The sequence below is a fragment of the Pseudoalteromonas sp. BSi20480 genome, from assembly GCF_000241365.1.
GTDB lineage: Bacteria > Pseudomonadota > Gammaproteobacteria > Enterobacterales > Alteromonadaceae > Pseudoalteromonas > Pseudoalteromonas marina.
The window spans coordinates 1-2135 of sequence record NZ_BADX01000095.1 but is presented as its reverse complement, the minus strand read 5'-3'; the positions used below and the strand labels follow the sequence as shown (position 1 = coordinate 2135).

Sequence of the window (2135 nt, the reverse complement as noted above, 5' to 3'; positions counted from 1 at the left end):
TTATGGCTGAACGAATAGTAAATTTTTTAATACATTTTATGAAAAGTTCCACATAATAAAAAACGCTGCCTGAAATTTTAGGCAGTCGTTTCTATTTTTTAGTCTTTGTTACCTGGGACTAAGCAGAACTTTTAAATTTACTAAATCGCTTATTTTTTCTCTTTCTCTAAACGCTTTTTAAGACTTAAAGCGGCATCAGCAGCTAGTAAACGCATAAATTCAGAACCGTTGCTTTGCTCACCTTGACCTGCACCACCAATAACAATTTCAGGCACTAGGCGGCTATTGCCTAAACTTGTAAATAAAGCAGTTTGAATTTTCACCTCAGCTTTTAATGTTTCATCAAAAACATATTTAGGATCAAGCGCTGCCGACTTAGCACGTAAACGTGCCTCTGCTAACACATCCATACCTAGAGCTTCTAAACGTTGTTGCTTTAATATCTCTTCTTGCTCTTTTGCAAGCTCAGCTTTTACCGCTACACGTTGCTGCGCTGAAATAATCGCATTTGCTTTGATACGCTCAGCATCTATTTGCTCTTTAATTTTTAGCTTTTCAGATTCAGCTCGTTGCTTTGCAATGGCTTGCTCACCTAGTGCAACCTCTGTACGCGCTTGTTGCTCTGCTTTTTTAAGGTTTTGACGCGCAAGTGCTTCATCTGCTGCTGCTTGTTTTTGCGCTTCTAGACGAGCGTTTACTTTACTTTCGTAGTCAATATCAATAATGCTCGCATCAACGACTGTAATACCGTAAGCGCCTAAAATAGGTGCGTTACGCAGTGCATTGCCTTCGCTGTCTTTTTTAATATTAATAGTAACGCGTTGCTGTTTACTCAAATTACTTAAATCGTCAGTTTTATCACGCTCACCAGTACTAATAATTTGCTCGGTTACAAAAATACCGTTTGTTAGCTGATCAGAAAAATCTTGGCTTAATTGGCCATTACCACCTGAGTAATGTTGCTCTACCGACATCATACGTGCAGACGCTTTAACATTTTCAGTTGTGGCACGCATTAGTAGGTTAGAAATTAGGGTTTCTTGCGAGCCAAATTCTTCGTGTATTTTAAGCAAACCACGTAATGCGCCAGACTCACTAGCTGGTACATTGCCCGGTAATATAAAACGCGACACACCACGCGCCCCACCGGTTGTTGTATCTAAAAAGCGAATAGGGATTAACGGTACTATCGCGCTTGCTGTTGCACTACTGTCGCCTGTAAAGTTGATAGAAATTACTTTTTTATAAGCAGAGGTAGTACCAAATGCTTTTAGATAAGGGCCAGCCTGATTTATCACCGTTAAATTACCAGTAAATGCTGATTGGTGTACTAAACGCTCATCTGCTTCGTTCCACGATATAACCTGCGATGTAAGAGTGGCAATAACCGCTAATACAACAACAATTGACGACACCACAATGACATTACGACGGCCAAAACGGCTCATAAACGACTCATTTTTTTCTTGCTGGGATTACTTTTTCTTTATCCATTGTTACTGCTCTCCATGTTTAATTTTTTCTTAACAAAGTAAATAATTTCTTGCTCGCTTAAATGCGCACAAAAACTACCTGAACGATGCAATTCAATAAATGTTGCAAGGATCTCTTCTTTGCCTTTTATTGTTTTATGCTCGTCTTCTTGGGCTTGGTTTTTATCAGTAAGTTGAGTAATAAGATCATCCACAATGGTATCTTTATCAAATAACACATTGTATTCTTTTGCTTTTCTTACTCGGCTTGTGCGTACATTGCTATAAATGACATAAATAGCTAAACACAAAATAATAACCAATGTACTCAACCCAACAATATAAAAAATCATAATTCCTACTTATATTTAGTTGAATAATCACCTTAATCACAAGTGTAAATTTTTTTCACAAATGTTAATGCGTGATTTTACAGAATAACCGTCTAAAAAACAGGTAAAAAATGTAACATTAGCCGATAGCTAAATACTAAATCGATCTAAAGAAGAGTCTGGGTATGAAATTTTTTTCAAGTGAGGGTCCGCAAACAATGATAAACTTTTATATCATGCACAAAAAAGCCCCTACAGGTTATACCTTGCAGGGGCTTTTTTGAAACTTGCGCTAGCTAATGCTTATTATAAAGAAAGCTCTTCTTTAGCA

The 2135-nt window shown here is 37.3% G+C and carries 2 protein-coding genes; both read right to left on the bottom strand.

Annotated features, from left to right (window positions below):
* Positions 1-149: 149 nt before the first annotated feature.
* Entirely contained in the window at positions 150-1448 is a 1299-nt protein-coding gene (locus P20480_RS08140) for an SPFH domain-containing protein (RefSeq protein ID WP_008130108.1), read from the bottom strand.
* Between the two features lie 38 nt (positions 1449-1486).
* The gene (locus P20480_RS08145) at positions 1487-1825 is read right to left on the bottom strand and encodes a hypothetical protein (protein WP_008130107.1); all 339 of its coding nucleotides are present in this window, start codon (positions 1823-1825) and stop codon (positions 1487-1489) included.
* Positions 1826-2135: the final 310 nt, after the last annotated feature.